This window comes from Agrobacterium sp. D14 (assembly GCF_001526505.1).
Classification (GTDB): domain Bacteria; phylum Pseudomonadota; class Alphaproteobacteria; order Rhizobiales; family Rhizobiaceae; genus Agrobacterium; species Agrobacterium leguminum.
In genome coordinates, this window is the sequence record NZ_ASXX01000006.1 from 37147 (window position 1) to 55332 (window position 18186).

Genomic DNA, 18186 nt, shown 5'->3' on the forward strand with positions numbered 1-18186 from the left:
CCAATGAACATCGATCTCAACGCGCTTTCGACATTCTGCATGGTTGCCGAGGAACGCAACTTCCGCGCCGTTGCGGACAGGCTCGGCGTGACCCGCTCCGCCGTCAGCCAGACCATCCGCAAGCTTGAAGAAACGATGGGAATAGCGCTGGTGCAGCGCACGACGCGCAGCGTCAGCCTGACGGAAGCGGGACAGCAGCTTTATGCGGATGTCTCGCCATCCATCGGCAATCTCGTTGAGGCTGCCAATGCCGCGTCGTCCCTGAGCGGCGCCGTGCGCGGGCAGTTGCGGCTTGCGGTGTCCTCGATAGCCGAGCGTTTTTTATCCGGGCCATTGCTTGCGCGCTTTGCGGAAATACATCCCGAAGTGCAGCTCGATATCGTCGTGACGGACGAGGAATTCGATATCGTCGCCGAGCACTACGACGCCGGCGTGCGTCTTGGAGAGCTAATCGCGCAGGACATGATTGCGGTTCCGGTTTCCGCTCCACAGCGGCAGCTCGCCGTCTGCTCGCCGTACTATCGGGACCGCTTCGGTCTGCCGGCGCAGCCCCGCGAACTGATAGGGCACAGGTGTATCGGCTGGCGACCCCGTCCGGGTGTGGCGCCATACAGGTGGGAATTTGCGGAAAACGGCCGCGAATTTGCGGTGGCGGTAGAGCCGGCCTTCACCACCAACGACATGCAGTTGATGATCAAGCTGGCCTGCGCCGGTGCGGGCATCACATTCGGCATGGAAGAAACATTCCGCCCCTATCTGGAGAGCGGACAGCTCGTTTCCATGCTGGAAGACCACTCCCCGAGCTTTGCGGGATTTTATCTCTATTATCCCAGCCGCCGCAATCTTGCGCCGAAGCTACGCGCCTTCATCGATCACGTTCGCCTGTCAAGAGAGCGGTAATCTGCCGGAGCGAGCCCCGGCAGATTGTTAGAAAACAGGGCTATTTCCTCTGCGAAACCAGCGAGAAATAAGCGCCCTGCGGATCGACGCAATTGACGATCCAGCTTTCGCCGGGAACCTCCATCGGACCGTTGACGACCTTGCCGCCGCCGGTGCCGACGCGGGTAATGGCGTCATCGATGCCGTCCACATTGAAATAATAACCCCAGTGACAGACGGGGACCTGCGGCATGCGTTTCATCATGCCGCCGACGGCCTTGCCCCTGTAGGCGAAGATGCGGTACGGGCCCATGTCGCCCATGTCGAAATCATGGTCCTTGGTCCAGCCGAAAACATCGCCGTAAAAGGCCATTGCCTCGTCGACATTATCGGTGAAGAGCTCGTGCCAGCCGACATGGCCCTGCTTTTCCTGCATATCCTCGGGGAAGCCGCCGGTTTCCATCGGCAGCGGCGTCATGATGCAGAGCACCGCACCGAAGGGATCGGCAACCACGGCGAAGCGGCCGATTTCGGGAATATCCTGCGGCGGACGTCTGACCGCGCCGCCCTTTTCAGCGAATTGTTTCGCCGTGGCGTCCACGTCGTCGACATCGACATAGGCGGTCCAGTTCGGGGGAATGCCCTGGCCCTTGTGCTCGTCGGTCAGCTCCATGACGCCGCCCATGCCCTTGCCATCGGCCTCCAGCACCAGATAGGGCATTTCCGGCGAGCCGAAATCCTTGGTCTGCCAGCCGACGACATGACCATAAAAGCGGGCTGCCGCTTCCATGTCGGGCGTCATCAGCTCGACCCAGATGAATTTTCCATGTGTATCGGACATTGTCGTCTCCTATGGAGGGTTTGGCGGGTGTGTTTCGGCAAGCGCCCGCCGCAGGATGCGGCGGCGCCGGTGGTTTTCGGATGAAATTTTCGCAGGGCTTCAGGCCTTGCGGCGGAATTCCGATGTCATGAAGGTCTTGAATGTGCCGTCCGGCTGCCTGACGCTGCCGGAAAAGCTGCGGTGATTGTCGTCATGCAGCACCAGCACGTCGTGATAGGTATCGGTGCGGCCGGAACCGTCGAAGGCCGGGCCTTCCGCTTCCAGCGTCAGGGTCTTGCCGTCCTCTTCCAGCCAGCCCCTGTAGACCCAGAGATTGGTCATCATCGACCCTACCCAGGTGCCGACGAAATTGCCCTTGGCCGGGTCGAAGCCGACCGTGATCACGGCCGTCATCTGGTCGCCATCGGGCATCCTGCCAGTGCCCTCACCGACAATCCACAGCCCGCCGATGGAGCGGACCGTCTCGGTAAATCGCTGCGAGGGATCGTTGGCGTCATAGCAGTCATGGCCGGAACTGGAGGTCATGACCCAGTCTCCGACGATCCTCTTCAGGAACTCATGTTCCTTCTGCGGCTTGGCGATTTCCATTTCCATTGTTGTTTCCTCCTCATCCGTCCGTTTTCAGTGGCAGCAGGCTGCCGCCTTCGGCGCATCCTCGTACTGGTCGTGGCGGCGCACCCAATCCATTACCTCCTCCTCGTTACGGCCTTTTGGCACCAGATCGAGCAGCATCAGCGTGCCGAGCGTCTGCTCCGCGCCGCGGGCGTAAGTGGAATAGGTGTGGTAGATCTTGCCGTCATCGCCCCTGGCGAAAACGCTGATGCCGTGCAGGTCCTTCAGGTCGCCATAGGGCGCCATGTCACGGTAATTATAGGTGATCTCACCTTTGGCCATGTCCTCGTCGCGGAACGAGGCCTGATAATCGTAGTTGAAATCGCTGCTTTCGGCCGAAACCCACGGGAATTTCCAGCCCATGCGGTTCCTGTAGCTTTCGATCTTCTCAAGCGGCGCGCGCGACACGGCAACGAAACCCGCATCGCCATGCTTGAGGTGGATCAGCGCGCCATCGACATGATCGGCAAAGAAGGAGCAACCGACGCAGCCCTCCTCCCAGTCGGGCGCCAGCATGAAGTGATAGACGATGAGCTGGCTGCAGGTGCCGAACAGTTCCTTCAGCGATTTGGGGCCGGAAGGGGCATCGAAGATATAATCCTTCGTCACCTCTTCCCAGGGCAGCGCACGCCGGGCCTCGTTCAGCCTGTCGCGGGCGCGGGTCATTTCCTTTTCCTTCACCAGCAGATCGCGGCGGGCCGCAAGCCACTCCTCTTTCGAAACGACGGGATGAGACATGATCTTTCCTCCTTGGATCCGTCTTTCACCACGGCACCGCCCCGCTTTAACGGTGGGCGCCGGCTATTTCTGTGCTGAAAGTCAATAAACAGTCTGCGGGGCATCAAGTTCCGCTTGACTAATTAGGTTGATATCAACATATTTATCCCATGTCAAACGCCAGCGTGATTCCTTTTTCGGCAACTCTTTTCGTGCGGGATGCCTGTCTCTGCCTGCATGCGCAGCGCGCCGCACGGGCTTTGGCGCGGTTGTTCGACAATGCGCTGAAGCCGGTCGGTATCACCAATGGACAATTTTCGCTGCTGATGTCGCTCAACCGGCCGGAGCCGCCGCCGATGGGACCGGTCGCCAATCTTCTGGCCATGGACCGCACGACGCTGACGGCGGCGCTGAAGCCGCTGGAGCGGCGCGGGCTGGTCAGCATCGAGCAGGACCCGAAGGACAAGCGCGGCAAGCGGCTGCGGCTGACGGCGGACGGCATGGCCGTGCTCGCCGCCGCCTTTCCCATCTGGGAACAGACCCATGCCGAAATCGAAGCCCGCATCGGCAGCGGCGACCCCGACCGGCTGCGCCGCGACCTTATCGACCTCGGCTGAGAGGATTGACGGCATGGCGCCACTTTTGTCGGCGACAATGTCATCCGGCCGTCGTGCCGGGGAGCGACACTACGAAGAAAGCGCAATCAAGGAGGAATGATCATGCGTGCAATCGTTTTTGTAAAAGCCACCAAAAGCAGCGAAGATGGCGTCATGCCCACGACCGAGCTGATCGAGGCGATGGGGAAATTCAACGAGGAACTGGTCAATGCCGGCATCATGCAATCCGGCGACGGCCTGCATCCCTCCTCCAAGGGCAAGAGGGTTGTGTTCGACGGTGACAGCCGCACGGTTATCGACGGCCCCTTCCCGCACACCAACGAGCTGGTCGCCGGCTTCTGGATCTGGACTGTGAAGGACATGGACGAGGCCGTGGCCTGGGTGAAACGTTGCCCGAACCCGATGCTGGAGCGCAGCGAAATCGAAATTCGCCCGATGTTCGAAATGGAAGACTTCGGCGACGCCGTAACGCCGGAAATCGCCGCGCATGTGGAAGAACTGCGCGCGCGTGTCGCGAAGCAATAAAGGCCGCTCAGGCGAGCGCTGGATTAAAATGGGAGGGTGCGGGCTTGCCGCATTCTCCCCACCGCCTGCCATTGCAAAAGCCGTTGCCTCGAACAACCGCCGCTGTTAATGGTGAAGCGGTTCAACCCGTTTCAAGAAAGGAGGCTTCGCATGGATATTTCCTGCTTCTGGCGCAATCGTCAGCTCTGCCACCTTTTTGCCCTGCAGACACGTTTGCAGGGCTGACCGGAATACCAACACTCTGGTTTGCCCAAAAGGCCGCGCAGAATGCAGCTTGTCTGCCGTTGCGCATGTTTTCACGACGGATCACCCCGAACCGAAACCCCGTACTGCCTGTGGCAGACCACGGTTCGTCACGGGTCCGTCTTGCCAGAGACGACTTCATGACCATCATCACGCTTCGAAACCTCGGAATCATTCTGGGCAAGCCGCTTTTTTCCAATCTCAGCCTCACGGTGAATGCGGGAGACCGCATCGGCATCGTCGCCGCCAATGGCTGCGGCAAATCCACCCTGCTCCATTGCCTTTCCGGTGACATGGAGCCCACCAGCGGCGATATCACCCGGCTGCGCGGGCTGACGCAGTCCATCGTCCACCAGCATCTGCCCTCACCGCTGATGGAACAGACGATGCGGGACGCCGTGCTTTCCACCCTGCCGGCGGACACGATCGACAGCGAGAGCTGGCGCGCCGACATTATTTTCGACGCCATGCTGGTGCCGGATCCATTCCGCGAGCGCCGCCTGAAAGAGCTGAGCGGCGGCTGGCAGAGGCTTGCCATGCTGGCGCGAGCATGGATCACCGAGCCGGATGTGCTGCTGCTCGACGAGCCGACCAACCATCTCGACCTCGAAAAGATCAATGTGCTGGAAAACTGGCTCGGTGAATTGCCGCGCGATACGGCTGTCATCATCGTCAGCCATGACCGCGCCTTTCTCGATAATGTCACCAGGAGCACGCTGTTCCTGCGGCCGGAAAATTCGGCGCTGTTCCGGCTGCCCTATGGCCACGCACGGGCGGTGCTGGAAGAAGAGGATGCCGCCGATGAGCGGCGTTTCCAGCGCGACATGAAAACCGCCCAGCAATTGCGCCGGCAGGCCGCCAAGCTCAACAATATCGGCATCAATTCCGGCAGCGATCTTCTGACCGTCAAGACCAAGCAATTGCGTGAGCGTGCGGAAAAGATCGAAGAAAAGGCGCGGCCCGCCCATATCGAGCGATCCGCCGGCAAGATCCAGCTCGCCAATCGCGGCACCCATGCCAGGGTTCTGGTCACTCTGGAAGATGTGCCGGTCTCGACGCCGGACGGAACATTGCTGTTTCGCACCGGCCGGCAATTTGTCCGTCAGGGGGACCGCATCGTCATTCTCGGCCGCAACGGCGTCGGCAAGACACGGCTGATGTCGCTTCTGCAGGCGGCTGTATCGGGCGCAGGCCAGATACAGGAGGGCATCAAGGCCACGCCCTCGCTGGTGGCCGGATATGTCGACCAATCGCTCGCCGAGATCGATGACGACAGCACGCCCGTTTCACTGCTGTCCCGCCGCTTCGATATTGGCGACCAGCGCATACACGGCCTGCTCGCGGGCGCCGGAATCGACATGGAAATGCAGAAACGCCGTATCGCCGCCCTTTCCGGCGGGCAGAAGGCCCGGCTTGCCATGCTGGCGCTGCGGCTGGCGGAGCCGAATTTCTACCTGCTGGACGAGCCCACCAACCATCTGGACATTGAGGGGCAGGAAGCGCTGGAGGCGGAAATCATCAGCCGCGAGGCCAGCTGCGTGTTCGTCTCGCATGACAGGAGTTTCGTGCGGGCTGTCGGAACCCGCTTCTGGCTGATCGACAAGCGCAGGCTGGTGGAAGTCGACGATCCCGAAGGGTTTTTCGCCTCGGCCTGATGGTCTTGAAAAGCAAACGCCCGTCAGCCCAAAAGGCTGGCGAGGCGTGGATCGCCGGCGAAATCTAAAACTGCAAAACCCGTTCTACGCATCGGAAATTCGCAGAGCGCCTGCACCCCCGTTTTCGACAGGTGGATACGCCAGCTCATCCGTTCCACCGGCGTCTTCGCGGCAAAAGCCTTCGGCGACAGAACAGCGATGTTGAGGCCGCCGGCGGGGTCGCGGACCGAGCGATAGAGGATAGCCTCGATCTTCGCCAGACGCGCCTGATCGGCCAGCGCCTGGCATGGCTCATAATTCTGCAGATCGGTCCACAGACGAGCATCCCGGCTCAGTTCCGGTTTCGTCAGATTGAGCGCCGCATCGGTGGCGATACGGGCGGCGAAGGCGGAATAGTCGGCGGGATTGGCGGGCAGCGGCGTGCCCGGCGATTCGGCATAAAACAGCAGCCGGTAAAAGGCCATTTCGGCCAGCGCCGTCTCCACTTTCTGGGCGGCGTAATAAACGCCTTCGGTATAGCCCGCGCGGCGGAAGCGCGAACCATGCGGATAGGCGGCTCCATACCGGAAGGGCGTGGCGAGAAGATAGTCGAAACCGGCGCATTCCGGCGGAAACGGCCGCTTGCTCGTCTCCAGAATATCTTCCAGCAGCGATTGCTCCTCCACCGTATCCACCAGTTTCATGGTGGAAACCTGATGCTGCGCTTCCACCAGCCGCCAGTATTTTCCCGATACGGCGCGTTTTTCAGACAGGAGCGCGTCGGGCGTCCAGATAGGAGAGGACATCGATCAATCCGGTAATGGTGGTCAGTTTGTCGGCAGGCACGGCGTTCAGCGCAACATTGTGATTGCGCAGCCAGTTTTTTGCCACGGCCTCATCGCCGCCGGCAATCGCATCCAGCGAGCGGAAAACCCGGATCAGCAGCACCGCAAGCTCGAAGGATTTGGCGCCCGGCTCCAGCAGGAAATCGAGCCGTTTCATGCGCGACACGGTGGGGGCGGAAACGCCGAGAATATCGGCCGTGCGAGCGGCATTCAGGCCCAGCCGCTCGGCGGCGGCGATAACGGCCTTGGTGACGACCCTGCCCTGCGAGGCGGGATCCATGGCGCTCTTGGCGTGAATATTCATGACGCATATCCTTTCCTTGGAAAGAATATAGCATTTTTCTTTCTGAAAACAAGAAGGCCGGGATGAACCCGGCCTCGTTATTCAGATAACTTACTCGCGCGAATTGGATCAGGCCACCGAGACCGGCACTTCCGTGGAGGTACGCATGGCGTGGCTGTAAGGGCAGACGATGTGAGCGGCGGCAACCAGCTTTTCGGCGACTTCGCGCTCGACGCCCGGAATATTGGCCTTCAGCGACACTTCGATGCCGAAGCCGCCGCCATCTTCGCGCGGGCCGATGCCGACGGTTGCCGTCACAGTCGTGTCTTCAGGAATCTTTACCTTTTCCTTGCCGGCGACAAATTTCAGCGCGCCCAGGAAGCAGGCGGAATAACCGGCTGCGAAAAGCTGCTCCGGATTGGTGCCACGGGCGCCATCGCCGCCCAGCTCCTTCGGAACGGTCAGCGTCACGTCGAGAACGCCGTCTTCCGACTTGGCGTTGCCGGCGCGGCCACCGGTGGCGGATGCTTTGGTCGTGTAGAGAATGGGCATGACATTTACTCCTTCGGGTTGGTGTTGGGCACCTTATAACGCACAATTAAATTGTGCGCAATATAGTTTTGCGCATTGAATGAAATTTTGTTTTTTGCGATAATTTTCACGAAATTTCGCCGCGCATCCATGCGGCAGGAACCGAAAGCGGGGGCTGATTGTTCCCTTCCCGGTTGATTTTGGAGCAGGAAAATGGACGCAGAGGGCGACGAGAAGAAGATGGAAAGCCTGTTGAGGCTGGACCAGCAGATATGTTTTGCCCTTTATGGCGCGGCACACGCCTTCACACGCGCCTATAAGCCGCTGCTCGACCCGATCGGGCTGACCTATCCGCAATATCTGGTGATGATGGCGCTATGGGAAAAAGAGACATCCACCGTCAAGGCGCTCGGCGAAATGCTGGGCCTCGATTCGGGCACGCTGTCGCCGCTGCTGAAGAGGCTCGAACATGCGGGGCTGATCACCCGCAAGCGCGGCACGGTGGATGAGCGGCAGGTGCTGGTGGCCCTGACGCCGAAGGGCGCGAACCTCAAAAAAGAGGGCGTGAAGATCATGGCGGCAATCGGCAGCGCGACTGGCTGCGGGCTGGAAGAGCTGGTGCAGATTCGCGACCGGGTGAATGCGCTGAAGGACAGTCTCAGCCGGCCCTAACCCTCCGGCAAGTCACAAGGGCTGACAATCTCTCTTCCGTCATGCTCGGGCCTGTCCCGAGCATCTGCAACGTATTGATTTAGTGCGACGTGATTAGATCCTCGGGACGAGCCCGAGGATGACGTCGAGTATGGGGACAGGTTTTCCTTAAATTAAAGGCGGCACAGGGCCGCCTTTTTATTCGAAGCGTTTTCGGCTTACTGCCACACCACCACACGCGCCTTCTGCGGCACGCGGTCGTAAAGATCGATGATGTCCTGGTTCATCAGGCGCACGCAGCCGGAGGAGACGGCCTTGCCGATGGAGTTCCATTCCGGCGAGCCGTGCAGGCGGTAGAGCGTGTCCTTGCCGTTCTGGAAGATATAAAGGGCGCGCGCGCCGAGCGGGTTCTTCAGGCCCGGCGGCATGCCGCCGTTCTTGGAGGAATATTTGACCAGTTCCGGCTGGCGGGCGACCATTTCGTCCGGCGGGGTCCATTTCGGCCACTTCTGACGCCACTGGATGACGCCCTCGCCCGACCAGGCGAAACCTTCGCGGCCGATGCCGACGCCGTAACGCATGGCGCTGCCGCCCTGCTCCACGACATAAAGGAAGCGCGAACGCGTATCGACAACCACGGTGCCGGGACGTTCGCCGGTCGGGTCGACAACCCGCTGGCGGTAATAACGGCGGTCGATTTTCTGATAGGGGACGGCGGGAATGACGTAACCGCCATCCTCAACCGAGCCGTACATGACGGCCAGTTCCGCATCGCTGACGCCCGGCGAGAACATCTGCCGGAAATCGCTGCCGATGGCGCTTGCCTGCTGGCGAATGGCGCCTCCCGGACCTGATGAGGCACAGCCTGCGAGAAGCGAAGCGGAGGAGATGCCGAGAAGGGAAAGGAAGGTACGTCTGGAAAGATCTGTGTCGGTGCTTGTCATAAGGCCGGTTTGTCCCACATTTCGAACGGCTATATCGCCGTTGTACGTCATTTGTTCCGTGTCATGCGTATTGCGAAAATAGTTAACCGACCGCTAAAAGCCAGTCACAAGGCGCTGGCGGAATGGGTCCAATATCTCTTTCTTTTAGAACGTGTTCAGATAACCACAATCTGCGCCCCTTGCGGCACACGCTCGTAGAGATCGATCACATCCTGATTGAGCATGCGCACGCAGCCGGAAGACGTCGCCTTGCCGACGGACTGCCAGTCCGGCGTGCCATGCACGCGGTAAAGCGTGTCCTTGCCATCCTTGAAGATATAAAGCGCACGCGCGCCGAGCGGGTTGTTGAGACCGGGCGTCATGCCGCCATTGGCGGCGGAGATGGAGGCGAGTTCCGGCTGGCGCTTGACCATTTCATCGGGCGGCGTCCAGCGCGGCCATTTCGCCTTCCACTGGATCTTGCCGCGGCCCGACCAGGCATAACCGTCGCGCCCCAGCCCAACGCCGTAACGGATCGCCTTGCCGCTGGACTGCACGAGATAGAGAAAATGCTGTCTGGTATCGACAATAATCGTGCCGGGGGCTTCCGCCGTCTGGTAGCTCACTTCCTGCCGAAGATAACGCGGATCGATGCGGCCATAGGGAATGGCCGGCAGCGAGCGGTCCTCATCGCGGATCGGGCCATACATGACCCGGTGCAGCGGATTGGAGACAGGCAGGCCATAGGCCATCGTCTGGCCCTGCGGCTGCTGCGCGTTAAAACCCTGCACCTGCGGGGCTTGCAGCCCCTGCCCGCGCACCGGCGGACCGTATTCCTGATGGAAGCGGGTTCTGAACAGATCCGGCGGGCGCGTCGAAAGCTGGCCCGGCTGCGGCGGCAGTTCCGGCTGGCGATTGGAGCTGACGGAGTTGAAATTGAATACCGGCGCCGTTTCCCTGACGAAAACATCCGGGTCCATCCGGGTCGTATCCGTCACGAAAAGGCAGCCGCTCATGAGAGGCAGCAGGGCAAGCCCGACCAGAGAGGCCGCCCGGCGACCGTTTTTCAAAAGGAGTGCTATCATCTGAACCGCTTCATGGAATCCAATCTGCCGGCATGATGAACCGTGCGGCTGGCGCGAAGCTGGCGTCGGTTTTTCAAAAAAAATCGAAAAACCGCATTTTTGCTCTTGAAGCTCTAGTTGCTAGAGGTGCCAGATTGGCTGTCGACTGGAATTCAGGAGCGGAAACCATGAATATTTCGACAGGCATAAACATCAAGGGCAAAGACGGCGAGCAACTGACCTTCTCCGTTGGCGGCATGGATTGCGGCAGCTGCGCGGCGAAAATCGAAACCGCGCTTTCCCGCCTGCCGGGCGTTGCCGACGTCAAGGTTTCCGTTGCCCGCGAAAGGCTGAACCTTTCGCTGGCCGAAAGCAAAACCTCGGTCGAAAAAATCGAAGACACGCTGCGCAAGCTCGGTTTCAAACCCGCTTTGCTACCGCAGGAAAAAGTCTCCCGCGCAAAAATCGAAGCGGATCATCACGGCCACGACCATGATGACCACGATCATTCGTCCTGCGGCGGCCACCATGCCGATACCGGAGCGAGCGCCGACAACAGCAATGCGCTGACCTTTTCGGTCGGCGGCATGGATTGCGGCAGTTGCGCCGCCAAGATCGAGACCGCGCTTTCGCGCCTGCCCGGCGTTGCCGACGTCAAGGTTTCCGTTGCGCGCGAAAGGCTGAACCTTTCGCTGGCCGAGAGCAAAACCCCGGTCGAAAAAATCGAGGACACGCTGCGCAAGCTCGGATTCAAGCCGGCCTTGCTGCCGCAGGAAAAGACCGCGCGAGAAAAAGCCGCAGATCACAATCACGATCATGACCACGGATCATGCGGCGGCCATCACCACGACCATGATCACGATCATTCAGATCATGACCATTCGGGGCATGACCATTCCGCGCACGATCACGCGTCCTGCGGCGGGCATGATCATGACCACTCCAAGCATGACCATTCTGGTCACGATCATTCCGGCCACGACCATGCGGGCCATTCGCATGGTTCCGCTCCGGCGGCTGCAGTGCAGAGCGGGGAAGTAGGACGTGCCCATGGCGCGGATGAAAAAGGCGCGTGGTGGCGCACCGCAAAGGCGCGCAACACCTTCACCGGCACCGTTCTCGTCGCCATCGCCTATGCGGCGGAACTGAGCTTCCCGGCATGGGGCGGTTACGCCTTCATCATCGCCACGCTGGTCACGCTCTTCCCCATCGCGAAGAACGCCTTCAACGCCGCCCGTTTCGGCGCGGTCTTCACCATCGAAATGCTGATGACGATTGCCGCCATCGGCGCGATCATCATCGGCGAGGCGGAAGAGGCGGCCATCGTCGTGTTGCTCTTCTCCGTCGGCGAATTGCTGGAAGGTTTCGCCGCCGCCCGCGCCCGCTCGGGCATCAAGGCGCTCGGTTCGCTGCTGCCGAAAACGGCGCTGGTGGAGGAAAACGGCGCGCTTCGGCAGGTCGCGGCCGATCAGGTGCGCATCGGCCAGGTGGTCGTGGCGCGTCCCGGCGACCGTATCGCCGCCGACGGCGTTGTCATGGAAGGCCAGTCGAGCGTCGACGAATCGCCGATGACCGGAGAGAGCATTCCCGTCGCCAAGGAAAAGGGCGCGCGCGTCTTTGCCGGCTCGATCAACCATGACGGCTCGCTGCGCATCCGCGTCGACCGCGCGCCGGAAGACAACACCATTGCCCGCATCATCACGCTCGTCGAGGAAGCGCAGGATGCGCGTGCCCCGACCGAGCGCTTCATCCAGAGCTTCTCGCGTTATTACATGCCGCTGATCGTGGCGATCTCGGTGCTGACCATCATCGTGCCGCCGCTTGTCGGTCTCGGCGACTGGGATACCTGGATTTATCGCGGTCTCGCTTTGCTGCTGATCGGTTGCCCCTGCGCGCTGGTCATCTCGGTTCCCGCGGCCATCGCCTCCAGCCTTTCGGCCGCGGCACGCCATGGCATGCTGGTGAAGGGCGGCGCGGTCATCGAAATGCTGGCGCGCACCGAAACCGTCGCCTTCGACAAGACCGGCACGCTGACGCTCGGCGAACCTGTCGTGACCGATGTGGTGGCGCTGGACGGCAACGAGGCCGAGCTGATTGCGCAAGCCGCAACCATCGAGCACGAATCGAGCCATCCGCTCGCCCGCGCCATCGTCAATCATGCCGAAAAACTGGGCGTGAAGCCCCTGCCCGGTTCCAACATCAAGGCGATTTCCGGTCGCGGCATGCAGGGCAATGTCGGCGGGAAAGACCTGTTCATCGGCGCACCGCGCTTTGCAACGGAAGTCGGCACTCTCTCGAAGGAACTGGCCGATCGCATTTCCGCACTGGAAAGCGAAGGCAAGACGGTGGCTGTCGTGATAGTCGGCGGGGCGGCAAGCGGCCTTTTCGCCATGCGCGATGAGCCGCGCAAGGATGCGGCGGAAGGCGTGAAAGCGCTGAAGGAAATGGGCATTTCCTCGCTGATGCTGTCGGGTGACAATGCCCGCACGGCGCGTGCCATCGGCAACAAGCTGGGCCTTGAGGCGCGCGGTGAACTGCTGCCGCAGAACAAGGTCGAGGAAATCCGCAAGCTTGCCGAAAAGAAGACCGTGGTGATGGTGGGCGACGGCATCAACGATGCGCCGGCCCTTGCGGCGGCAAGCGTCGGCGTCGCCATCGGTTCCGGAACAGACGTGGCGATGGAAGCGGCGGATGCAGCGCTGATGCGCAACAATGTCGGCGACGCCGCCCGCTTGATCGGCCTGTCGCGCGCCACCATGCTGAATATCCGCCAGAACGTGACCATCGCGCTCGGCCTGAAAGCGGTATTCCTTGTCACCACTGTAACCGGCGTTTCGGGCCTGTGGCTCGCCGTTTTCGCCGATACCGGTGCGACGGTTCTGGTCACCGCCAATGCCATGCGGCTGCTCGGCTATTTCAACCGCAACAAGGGCTGACATTCCATTTGCGTGCAAGACGGCCGGGTCTCGTCAATCGAGGCCCGGCCGTCTCATTTACGGCATATTGACAAACTAATTGCGTCCAATAAATACCGCGTACCGCCGTTTCCACGCGCGTGACAATCGATTCCACGCGCAGGAGCGCTGAACTTGGCAAAGCATGGCTATAACCGCATCGCGTACCGCGCGATCAAGATCGGTGGAAACATCGCCAAGGTCATCTTTTCCATCGATTTGTTCATCCGGCCCGGCAGAAGAAAGACGCTTCCGCAGTATCAGCCTGCCAGACGCAGCCCGAAATCGGAAAAGGCCATTCCCCGCATCATCTGGCAGACGAATTACTCCAACCGGGTAACGACGCCGATCTATGCGAATTTCCTGTTCAACCGTTGGCTGACGCCGGAATTCGAATATCGCTACCATGATGACGAGGCGTGCCAGACCTATATCGACCGGCATTTTCCCGGACGTTACGCCGATGCCTTCCGTCGCCTGCAGGTGGGCGCCGCCAAGGCGGATTTCTGGCGTATTCTGGTGCTGCTGCAGGAAGGCGGCATCTATCTCGATATCGATTCCAATTTTGCGGCCCGCCCCGAGGATGTGATCGGCGCGCAGGAAGAGGCCGTTTTCATCGCCATGAAAAGCGGCGAGATCACGAATTACTTCATGGCCTCCAGGCCCGGCCACCCGGCGCTCAGGCTGATGGCCGACCGTATTTCCCAGAATATCGAAGATCGAACGCTCGCCAGTGTCTACGACATGACCGGCCCGACGGTGGTGCATGCCGTCGTCAAGGAGCTGGGGCTGCCGGTTCGCAATTACCGCGAAATGTGCACCCAGGGGCAGTTCACCAACAAGCGCGCCCAATATGCCGACAAAAAAGACGGCGCATGGTGGGCGGAGCAGGCCAAGACGTCCATCGTCAAGAACTAGGGCATCTCCGGTAAACGTGCGAAGCGGTTTTAGCCGGACGTGCTCCTGAACCTCACGTGTCCAGAAGCAGCGGTACCGTTCGCACTTCAGACGAAGGCGTTGAAAAGGCGGATGCTCTCCTCCACCGCATGCGGCACCACGCCAATATGGGTGCCGGGCAACAGCTTCTTGTCGACCTTGAAGCCGGATGTCAGGGCGCGATCCACGAAAAGCTGGTGATCGGCATCGAAAGGCCGTTCCTCCGTGCCGCGCAGAAGCAGCGCTGGACATTTGAGGCTGGGTCCGAAGCAGACGGAGGAGCGCATGATGAATTCGCGCTCGTCGGTCTCGTCGAAGCATATCTCGTCGCTATAGCGATTGAAATAACGCCAGGAATTGACGCCGGCGGAGATGGGGGCTGCGGCGCGGAACCTGCGGCTCATGGCGGCCAGAAGCGTCAGCGTGCCGCCATTGGAATGGCCGGCGATGAAGAAGCGGTTTCTGTCGATGCCGGGAAGGTTTTCCAGATAAGTGGCCGCCGCCAGCGCATCCGCCGTTTCGTCGTAGAAACCGGAATAATTGCCGCTTTGGCCGTTTTCACCACGGAAGGACGGCAGAAGCACGACATAGCCCGCTTCCCAATAGGGCTTCATCAGCGCCCAATGGCCGTCTCCGGTGGCGTTGCCGCCATGGAGGAAAAGCACGGCTGGCTTCAGCGTTTTTGACGGCTGGTAATGGGAGAGCCAGGCGACAAGTTCGATGGAGCCATCCGGCCCGCCGGGATAGGTGACACGTTCCGCCCCGGGCGGCGTGCCGAGCGCCGAGGATTTTTCCGGCGCAGCCATTTTTCGCAAGAGATGGGTGTGGAACCGTTTGCGCGCCTCCGCATAATCCTGCCGTTCCAGCGGCAAAACCTCGGGCGCGGCAACGCCCGCTTTCGCACGGAGCGGCAAAAATGCAGCCGCTGACAGCCCCATGGCGCCGGCCAGCAGGCTTCGCCGCGTCAGGCTCGGCAAGATGGTGCCGCTCTCTTCCTGTCCGAAGGCTGAGGAGAGAAAGCGTTTGTCTGCCATATGGTCACCTGAAGGGATGGTTGTAACAGCAGTTCAACACTGCGGCGGGAGGCTGTCCAATCACGGATTCGCGAATGACAACAATGTATTCGCAGCCATCATGGCAATTTCTGGACAGCGTCTTCCCCGTTCCCCTGCCTGCCACGGAGGATGACGGGGCGGCCAAGGCGCCCTACGCTTCCACGCCATCGATCATCGCCACCAGCGTCGAGAGCCTGTCCGCCTCCGCCGGCAGCTTGTCGGCGCGCAGCCGCGCAATACGTGGGAAGCGCATGGCGACGCCGGATTTGTGGCGGGTGGAGCGGTTGATGCCCTCGAAGGCCACCTCCAGCACGAAACCGAAATCCGGTGTGGCGCGCACCGCCCGCACCGGGCCGAAACGCTCGACCGTGTTGTCGCGCACGAATTTGTCCAGCACCTCCAGCTCCGCATCGGTGAAGCCGAAATAGGCCTTTCCGACCGGCACCAGCTGTTCGCCGTCCTCGCCTTCCGCCCAGACGCCGAAGGTGAAATCGGAATAATAGCTCGACCTTTTGCCGTGGCCGCGCTGCGCATACATCATCACGGCGTCGATATTATAGGGATCGCGTTTCCACTTGAACCACGGCCCCTTGGCGCGGCCGGCCTGATAGGCGCTGTCGCGGCGCTTGATCATCACGCCCTCAATCACCGGATCGGGCGGGGCGGCGCGCAGCGTGTCGAGTTCCTGCCAGCTGGAAAAGCCGATCAGCGGCGAGAGGTCGAAACGGTCATGCGGGGCGTGCTCGATGATATCCGACAGGCGGCCGCGGCGCTCCAGATAAGTCTGCGCGCGAACATCGCTCTCGCCCTCGAACAGCAGGTCATAGGCGCGAATGAAGGCGGGATAATCATCCAGCATCTTCGCTGTCACCGTCTTGCGGTTCAGCCGCTGCTGCAGGTCGGAAAAGGTGCGGGTGAGATTGTTGGAGCGCGCTGTGCCGCCGATCAGCAACTCACCATCCATCACGCCTTCGAAATCGATCGCCTCCAGAACATCGGGAAAAGCGCCGGAAATATCGTCGCCGGAGCGGGAATAGAGTTTTCGCGTGGCGCCGGCGCGGGACAATTGCACGCGAATGCCGTCCCATTTCCATTCGGCGGCGTAATCGGCCGGGTCCAGCGCATCGAGGTCGCCATCGGAAACCGGCGTCGCCAGCATCACCGAATGGAAGATGGCGGGAGTCGCCAGTACCGGCCGCCCGGACTTCCCCTCAAGCCAGGCGAAAAGCGGCGTATAGGGCGGCGTCAGCCCGTGCCAGAGGGTCTCGATTTCGGTGATGTCTTTCCCGGCAAAATCCGCCAGCGCCTGCCGTGCCAGCCGCGCCGAAACGCCGATGCGCAGGCTGCCGGTGGCGAGTTTGAGGAAAGCGAAACGCGAGGACGTATCGAGCCGGTCGAGAAGATCGCGCACCGCACCGCGCACCTCCGTACGGCCGAGCGAATTCATCAATGTCACGACGTCGCCGAGGCGTGGATCCTGCGCTTCGGCGTCATCCGCGCCGCCGATATTGCCCCAGACGAGCGAAATGGTCTCGGCCAGATCGCCGACATAATCATAGGAATAGCGAAACAGCACCTCGTCCATCCGCTCCAGCACCAGCTCGCGCAGCAGGGCAGGCTTGACGCTTTTCAAGTCCAGCGTGCCGGCAATCGCCGCCAGCCCGTAACCCCGGTCGGGATCGGGCGTATCGCGGAAATAATCGGTCAGCAGCTTCAGCTTGCCGTTGCGCGAGGGGGTGAGAACGAGACGGTCGAGCAGCGTGGCGAAGGCTTTCATCTCAATCCCCCTCATCCTCGTAACCGACAAGATGCAGCGGCTTGGCGGCAATGCCCTGCAATTGACACCAGCGCACCAGCGCCTCCTCACGGCCATGGGTGACCCAGACGGCCTGCGGGGAAATTTCCCTGATCGTCTCCAGAAGTTCCGGCCAGTCGCAATGATCCGATATCACCAGCGGCAGCTCCACACCGCCCTGTTTGGCGCGCTGCCGCACCATCATCCAGCCGGAAGCGAAGGCAATAAGCGGTTCGTTGAAGCGCCGCGCCCAGCGTTCCTGAAACGCCGAGGGCGGACCGACGACGATGGCGCCCTTGAAGGCGGAGGGATCGCTTTTTTCGAGCGTTGCCGGGCGCAGATCGCCGAGATCGATGCCCTGCGAGATGTAATAATCGCAAAGCCGCGCCAGCGCGCCGTGAATATAAATGGGATCGGAATAACCGTTGTCCCGCAAAAGCCGGATGACGCGCTGCGCCTTGCCGAGTGAATAGGCCCCGACAAGATGGGTTCGTTCGGGAAACTGTTTTATGGAGGTGAGCAGCTTGCCGATTTCCACGCGCGGCAGCGGATGGTGAAACACCGGCAGGCCGAAGGTGGCCTCGGTGATGAAGACATCGCAGGGCACCGTCTCGAAGGACGCGCAGGTGGGATCGACGCCGCGCTTGTAATCGCCAGACGCGACGATGCGCCGGCCGTTCATTTCCACCGAGATTTGCGCCGAACCCAGCACATGGCCGGCGGGATGGAAACCGACGGTGACGCCGTTCACCTCCACCCTCTCGCCGAAAGCGACCGCCTGCTCGCTGCCGCAGAAATCCTCACCGTAACGGATACGCATGATATCCAGCGTCTGACGCGTGGCCAGCACCGCGCCATGGCCGGCGCGGGCGTGATCGGAATGGCCATGGGTGATGAGCGCCCGCGCCACCGGTCGCACGGGATCGATATAAAAATCGCCCGCCGGACAATAGAGGCCCTTGGGCGTGGAATTCAGGAGCTGTTCCGGCTTCATATTCATTGAGATAGGGCCGCCCGCGCGAATGTAAAGTGCTGCGAGAATAACGCGGAACGGGCGTTAAATTTCCAGCGGCGGTGTTTT

The 18186-nt window shown here is 61.1% G+C and carries 18 protein-coding genes; 7 read left to right on the forward strand and 11 right to left on the reverse strand.

The genetic code is table 11. The features are described 5' to 3' along the window. Positions 1-3 precede the first annotated feature (3 nt). Complete coding sequence (locus tag L901_RS04790; RefSeq protein WP_059753993.1) at positions 4-900, forward strand: LysR family transcriptional regulator; 897 nt, start codon at positions 4-6, stop codon at positions 898-900. A 40-nt stretch (positions 901-940) separates the two neighbouring features. Here the strand turns inward: L901_RS04790 and L901_RS04795 are convergent, their stop codons facing one another. The 3 genes from L901_RS04795 to L901_RS04805 form a co-directional block, all read right to left on the reverse strand. Then, the gene (locus L901_RS04795) at positions 941-1720 is read right to left on the reverse strand and encodes a VOC family protein (RefSeq protein ID WP_059753996.1); all 780 of its coding nucleotides are present in this window, start codon (positions 1718-1720) and stop codon (positions 941-943) included. Between the two features lie 99 nt (positions 1721-1819). Next, a complete protein-coding gene (locus L901_RS04800; RefSeq protein WP_003522237.1) occupies positions 1820-2314 on the reverse strand; it encodes a DUF1579 domain-containing protein in 495 nt (164 codons plus the stop codon). Between the two features lie 27 nt (positions 2315-2341). Further along, entirely contained in the window at positions 2342-3070 is a 729-nt protein-coding gene (locus L901_RS04805) for a thioredoxin family protein (protein WP_059753997.1), read from the reverse strand. A 149-nt stretch (positions 3071-3219) separates the two neighbouring features. Between L901_RS04805 and L901_RS04810 the strand changes: the two genes are divergently transcribed. From L901_RS04810 to L901_RS04820, 3 genes are all read left to right on the forward strand, one after another. Next, positions 3220-3666 (forward strand): MarR family winged helix-turn-helix transcriptional regulator, encoded by a 447-nt coding sequence (locus L901_RS04810; RefSeq protein WP_059754000.1) that lies wholly within the window; start codon positions 3220-3222, stop codon positions 3664-3666. A 102-nt stretch (positions 3667-3768) separates the two neighbouring features. After that, the gene (locus L901_RS04815; RefSeq protein ID WP_003522234.1) at positions 3769-4191 is read left to right on the forward strand and encodes a YciI family protein; all 423 of its coding nucleotides are present in this window, start codon (positions 3769-3771) and stop codon (positions 4189-4191) included. A 383-nt stretch (positions 4192-4574) separates the two neighbouring features. Further along, a complete protein-coding gene (locus L901_RS04820; protein WP_059754001.1) occupies positions 4575-6089 on the forward strand; it encodes an ABC-F family ATP-binding cassette domain-containing protein in 1515 nt (504 codons plus the stop codon). 23 nt (positions 6090-6112) lie between these two features. Here L901_RS04820 and L901_RS04825 read toward each other — a convergent pair whose 3' ends face one another. The 3 genes from L901_RS04825 to L901_RS04835 all read right to left on the reverse strand — a co-directional run bounded on the left by L901_RS04825 (position 6113) and on the right by L901_RS04835 (position 7748). Next, on the reverse strand, positions 6113-6874 hold the full coding sequence (locus tag L901_RS04825) for an RES family NAD+ phosphorylase (protein WP_059754004.1): 762 nt from the start codon (positions 6872-6874) through the stop codon (positions 6113-6115). Then, positions 6834-7217 carry an MbcA/ParS/Xre antitoxin family protein gene (locus tag L901_RS04830; RefSeq protein ID WP_020813119.1) on the reverse strand — a complete coding sequence of 128 codons (384 nt, stop codon included), beginning with the start codon at positions 7215-7217 and terminating at the stop codon, positions 6834-6836. The genes L901_RS04825 and L901_RS04830 overlap by 41 nt, the downstream gene beginning before the upstream one ends. 108 nt (positions 7218-7325) lie before the next feature. After that, positions 7326-7748 (reverse strand): organic hydroperoxide resistance protein, encoded by a 423-nt coding sequence (locus L901_RS04835; protein WP_003509379.1) that lies wholly within the window; start codon positions 7746-7748, stop codon positions 7326-7328. A gap of 192 nt (positions 7749-7940) precedes the next feature. On the opposite strand from L901_RS04835, the gene L901_RS04840 reads away from it, so the two are divergent. Beyond that, positions 7941-8399 (forward strand): MarR family winged helix-turn-helix transcriptional regulator, encoded by a 459-nt coding sequence (locus tag L901_RS04840; RefSeq protein WP_020009598.1) that lies wholly within the window; start codon positions 7941-7943, stop codon positions 8397-8399. A 197-nt stretch (positions 8400-8596) separates the two neighbouring features. Here L901_RS04840 and L901_RS04845 read toward each other — a convergent pair whose 3' ends face one another. Both L901_RS04845 and L901_RS04850 read right to left on the reverse strand, forming a co-directional pair. Then, a complete protein-coding gene (locus L901_RS04845) occupies positions 8597-9322 on the reverse strand; it encodes a L,D-transpeptidase (protein WP_059754005.1) in 726 nt (241 codons plus the stop codon). 155 nt (positions 9323-9477) lie between these two features. Further along, a complete protein-coding gene (locus L901_RS04850) occupies positions 9478-10386 on the reverse strand; it encodes a L,D-transpeptidase (RefSeq protein WP_059754008.1) in 909 nt (302 codons plus the stop codon). A 167-nt stretch (positions 10387-10553) separates the two neighbouring features. Here L901_RS04850 and L901_RS04855 point away from each other — a divergent pair, with 167 nt between their 5' ends. Both L901_RS04855 and L901_RS04860 read left to right on the forward strand, forming a co-directional pair. After that, entirely contained in the window at positions 10554-13301 is a 2748-nt protein-coding gene (locus L901_RS04855; RefSeq protein ID WP_059754011.1) for a heavy metal translocating P-type ATPase, read from the forward strand. Between the two features lie 153 nt (positions 13302-13454). After that, complete coding sequence (locus tag L901_RS04860; protein WP_059754012.1) at positions 13455-14237, forward strand: glycosyltransferase family 32 protein; 783 nt, start codon at positions 13455-13457, stop codon at positions 14235-14237. An 86-nt stretch (positions 14238-14323) separates the two neighbouring features. Here the strand turns inward: L901_RS04860 and L901_RS04865 are convergent, their stop codons facing one another. The 3 genes from L901_RS04865 to L901_RS04875 form a co-directional block, all read right to left on the reverse strand. Beyond that, positions 14324-15289, reverse strand: coding sequence for a S9 family peptidase (locus L901_RS04865; protein WP_059754015.1), 966 nt, complete (start codon positions 15287-15289; stop codon positions 14324-14326). Between the two features lie 172 nt (positions 15290-15461). After that, positions 15462-17087 carry a cisplatin damage response ATP-dependent DNA ligase gene (locus tag L901_RS04870; protein WP_059754017.1) on the reverse strand — a complete coding sequence of 542 codons (1626 nt, stop codon included), beginning with the start codon at positions 17085-17087 and terminating at the stop codon, positions 15462-15464. Between the two features lies 1 nt (position 17088). Then, complete coding sequence (locus L901_RS04875; RefSeq protein ID WP_059754121.1) at positions 17089-18099, reverse strand: ligase-associated DNA damage response exonuclease; 1011 nt, start codon at positions 18097-18099, stop codon at positions 17089-17091. Positions 18100-18186: the final 87 nt, after the last annotated feature.